This window comes from Lentilactobacillus dabitei (assembly GCF_019061365.1).
GTDB lineage: Bacteria > Bacillota > Bacilli > Lactobacillales > Lactobacillaceae > Lentilactobacillus > Lentilactobacillus dabitei.
Map to the genome: position 1 here is coordinate 1 of NZ_JAHPPD010000139.1, position 4,100 is coordinate 4,100.

Below are 4,100 nucleotides of genomic sequence, written 5' to 3' on the forward strand. Positions count from 1 at the left end.
TGTTTGGTTCCGAAATGAATCGGAACGCCCTGCACATTTGTTTGTCGAAAATTTTGTTCAGTTTTCAAAGGTCTACCAAGTTGTCGTAAGCACTTGTTCATCGCTTTTGACAACTATTTAATATTATCATGATGACGATTAAGTGTCAATGATTTTTTGTAATTCCACAACTTTTAAAAAATGAACTTATCAAAAGCCGCACTAAATAATATACCGGCTTTTAAAGACGATGTCAACAAAAAAGACAAATCAAATTGATTTGTCTTGGAATGCTTACTTGACCCTTGCTAAGAAGTACTTCTTCTTACCACGACGGACAATCACAAACTTACCGTCGAATTTTTTAGATGGATCGATCATAAAATCAACGTCTTGAATTTTTTCGCCGTTAATCCTAATCGCCCCGTTGTTAATATCTTCTCTCGCTTGACGACGTGATGACTCAATTTTAGTTGAATCAACCAACCATTGAACAATGTTAAGCGGTTCAGCGGACACTTCCACTGTTGGCATATTTTTGAATCCCTGTTCAATTTCTGCAGTTGTCAGTTTTGAAACATCACCCGAGAATAGGGCTGCCGAAATATGTTCTGCCTGTTCAACAGCGGCTTTACCATGAACAAACTCTGTAACCTCTTCAGCCAATTTTCGTTGTGCTTCTCGCTTTTCTGGTGCGGTTTCGACCTTTTTTGCCAACTCAGCAATTTCGTCTTGACTCAAGAATGTGAAATACTTGAGATAGCGAATCACATCGCGATCGTCTTGGTTAATCCAGAACTGGTAAAATTCGTATGGCGTGGTCTTCTCAGGATCAAGCCAAACATTACCGCCTTCGGACTTGCCAAACTTAGTGCCGTCAGATTTGAGCAACAATGGAATAGTTAGACCAAATACCTGAGCATCAGCACCTTCAACTTTATGGATTAAATCAGTTCCGGAAGTAATATTCCCCCACTGATCTGCGCCACCTAGTTGAACCTGGACATCATTGTGTCGGTATAGATGAAGAAAATCGATGGATTGCAAAATTTGGTATGTAAATTCAGTAAATGAAATGCCAACTTCCAATCGACTGGCAACAATTTCTTTATTTAACATAGTATTAACGTTAAACAACTTACCGTAATCTCTCAAGAAATCCAGTAAGGACAACTTGGAAAGCCAATCATAGTTATTAACAATCTCGAATTTGCCATCTTGACCGAACAATTTTTCCATTTGAGCAGTTAAAGCTGCTTCGTTGTGCTTAACCTGATCCATCGTTTGAAGAACTCGTTCAGACTTCTTACCACTTGGATCACCAATTGCTCCCGTTCCACCGCCAATAACGATAACCGGATGATGAACAGCTAGCTGGAATCTCTTCAAAATCATAAACGGGATTAGGTGTCCAATATGCATACTATCTCCGGTTGGATCAATTCCCACATAGATACCAACCGACTTCTGATTCACTAAATCATTCAACCCATCATGATCAGTTTCTTGATTAATCGCGCCACGCCACTTTAGCTCATCTAAAATATTCATTCAAAAATTCCTCCTAAATATAAAAAGTCCCTGACAATAAATGCCAGGGACGAAATTTCCGCGTTACCACCCAAGTTATTACCGGCCAAAACCAGTAATCGCTCATATCATTGGTAACGAAATGACTCGTCTAACTCAACGTAATGGACTCCTCAGCTGTAAATTCATTAGTCAACCGCTTGGCTCACATCACCGCCAAGTTTCTGGATTCTCGAATTAACTAATTACTTTACTGATTCAACACCCACAAGTAATAAGTTAATGATAGATGGTCAGCCCACCAATGTCAATGGATTTCAAAGACAAATTAAAGCCCGAATTAAAGTTGGCCATGAAGCATTTGCTGATAATAAAGTCCTTTATTTGAACGATAATGATTAAACTCAGTTGCTGACATGCTACGCGTTTTTGATAACGTCCATTTTGCCAACTTGGCATCAAAACTCTTGATGTTGGTTGAATAATTACCGCCCATAATCGTTTGCTTCTTAAACGTGCTCCTTAATGAAGCATCCGGATAATTGTAAAGGTCTTTGGTCCCAAATGTATGACCTAATTCATGAATCACGACAGCGCGCTGCTTTTGGTTGCTATATCGATTCATCCAGGAATTATTCAAGGCGATCACGCCGCTATTAATCTCAGCCATCCCCGCGTAGCCTGCGCCAAGCTTGTTTGTCCCCGTAAACACAAGTCTGGAACCACTTTGACTGTTGGTTGGCCGCAGCACTTTTCTCCCCAATGCTTTGTTCCAACGATTAGCAGCGTAGTTGATATCCGCCTGATATTTCTTCGCATCCCCTTTAACGTAATACTTAATGGTTCCCTTGTAAGTCAAATTTTTGTTTGTATGCATTGCGCTGGTAAATCTGATTGTTTGTGCTGCCGACACATCATCCGATTGTGCAGCCATCCCAATAAAGCCAACCAACACCATCATCACAACAACAAAAAAATGCTTAAAGTTAAACATTTAACTCCCCCTTGAATAAATGTCAGTCGTCATAAGCGTCAGAATATTTAATTGATCGGAAGAGTAGTCAATCGTTTTAAATTCGCTCCTCCGTTCCCCTTGATAATAATATATCATCACCTATAGCTGACTCTCAACTTTAAACTCTACGAATTTTCAAACTATCTTCATAAAATATTCAAAGCCTTGTTTGTTGAGTTTTGTAAGCGGAAACTCTAGAATAAATTTAGAAACAATTATTCAAAGACTACTATCATAGAAAGAAAGCGACTCATATGTTAAAAATTACGTACGAAAGTGGCAATTCGACTGAAACAATCGAATACAAATCAGCACAGGACTTCATGGCAAATCAACGGCTGGAAGTTCCAGACTTGGAGGATTACTATAAAATTCAGAGTGTCACATTAGATGGTAAACCAATCGACTTGGATGACAAAACCATCATTGGCCTATACAAACACTTCGATGATCAAGGCGTGTAAGCAACCAATGCTTCTGGGAATATCAAATCGAGTTGAGATATTAGTCGACAAATTGTTGATAAATGCAACCTGGCTCTCCATTCTGATATTGATAAAACTTGCGACAAATGGCGGGGATCAAATTACCTTTCGTCGCAATCTCACTTAACATCCTTAATTTCAAAAGACGTCTCACCTGTTTTATCGATCACCCCATAAACTCGTTGTGCGTGTTCGGCATTCAGGTAGCCTAAGTCGAGTAACGTTCCGTTGGGGCCAGTTTCAACCCCTTTCAACTGGCTTTGAAGAAACTGACGTAAAGCCGGAATCTGGGCATCGAATTGACGGGCATGATCGACGGCAGCTTGTAATGTAAACCCTTTTTTGATAAATTGATTAATATGGAAAATCAAAAATAATGTATGGAGTGAATATTGTCGAGAGACGCCCTTTTCCTGATCAATGGGCGCAATATACTTCTGTGATTCCCAGTAACGAAGCTGGCGCCCAGAAACACCGGTGATTTTTTGAACCTGGCCAATACCAAAAATCAGCTTATTCGTATCGATAAATGACTCATCAGGATTTAAATCTGTCATTTTGCCCACCCAATTCAAATTTTGTTTCGAACAATGATCTCACTGCAATTATATCAGACCTACCATGATTGGCAAATTATCAAATAGGCTTGTCAACCAATTTTACAATGATTAACCTGGCCCCTATTCCTATGGGAGGCAATTTGTTATAATGCAGTGAAAAGAAAGGAATGACTTCTAATGGGTTTTTCCCCAAGATTAATTGTGGCAGATATTTCACTCGTTTTATCAATTTTAATTGCATTTCTAATCCAACGCTCGTCGTTTGCCGATAACGTGAAGGTTGGCTTTATTATCCTGGCTGGGATCTTCTTGTTGATTTCGGTGGTCATTAACGTGATCGAAGCAAATCAACGTCGCCGGGATAAAAAATAGCCATGAACGCGAGGAGTGAAACTGGGACAATCGGCGTTTTGATCCCAGAATTTAACGAAAATGACCAATTATTCCTGATTTGAAGTGAACCCCAATAGTTGGAGATAATATTTAATAATTTTTAGGCACATAACTGGTCGTTGTGAATCCGGTATTCAA

5 protein-coding genes are annotated in these 4,100 nt (G+C 39.4%); 2 read left to right on the forward strand and 3 right to left on the reverse strand.

Annotated features, from left to right (window positions below):
• Positions 1 to 273 precede the first annotated feature (273 nt).
• Positions 274 to 1,530 (reverse strand): tyrosine--tRNA ligase, encoded by a 1,257-nt coding sequence (gene tyrS / locus KTE19_RS13015; protein ID WP_217342459.1) that lies wholly within the window; start codon positions 1,528 to 1,530, stop codon positions 274 to 276.
• Positions 1,531 to 1,849: 319 nt separating this feature from the next.
• Positions 1,850 to 2,503: a snapalysin family zinc-dependent metalloprotease gene (locus KTE19_RS13020; protein ID WP_217164393.1), complete on the reverse strand. Its 654-nt coding sequence runs from the start codon at positions 2,501 to 2,503 to the stop codon at positions 1,850 to 1,852.
• A gap of 275 nt (positions 2,504 to 2,778) precedes the next feature.
• On the opposite strand from KTE19_RS13020, the gene KTE19_RS13025 reads away from it, so the two are divergent.
• Entirely contained in the window at positions 2,779 to 2,988 is a 210-nt protein-coding gene (locus KTE19_RS13025) for a DUF4649 family protein (RefSeq protein WP_217164396.1), read from the forward strand.
• A gap of 140 nt (positions 2,989 to 3,128) precedes the next feature.
• On the opposite strand, the gene KTE19_RS13030 is transcribed toward KTE19_RS13025, so the two are convergent.
• Positions 3,129 to 3,566, reverse strand: coding sequence for a MerR family transcriptional regulator (locus KTE19_RS13030; protein ID WP_217342460.1), 438 nt, complete (start codon positions 3,564 to 3,566; stop codon positions 3,129 to 3,131).
• Between the two features lie 180 nt (positions 3,567 to 3,746).
• Here KTE19_RS13030 and KTE19_RS13035 point away from each other — a divergent pair, with 180 nt between their 5' ends.
• Positions 3,747 to 3,941 (forward strand): hypothetical protein, encoded by a 195-nt coding sequence (locus tag KTE19_RS13035; RefSeq protein ID WP_054748969.1) that lies wholly within the window; start codon positions 3,747 to 3,749, stop codon positions 3,939 to 3,941.
• Positions 3,942 to 4,100: the final 159 nt, after the last annotated feature.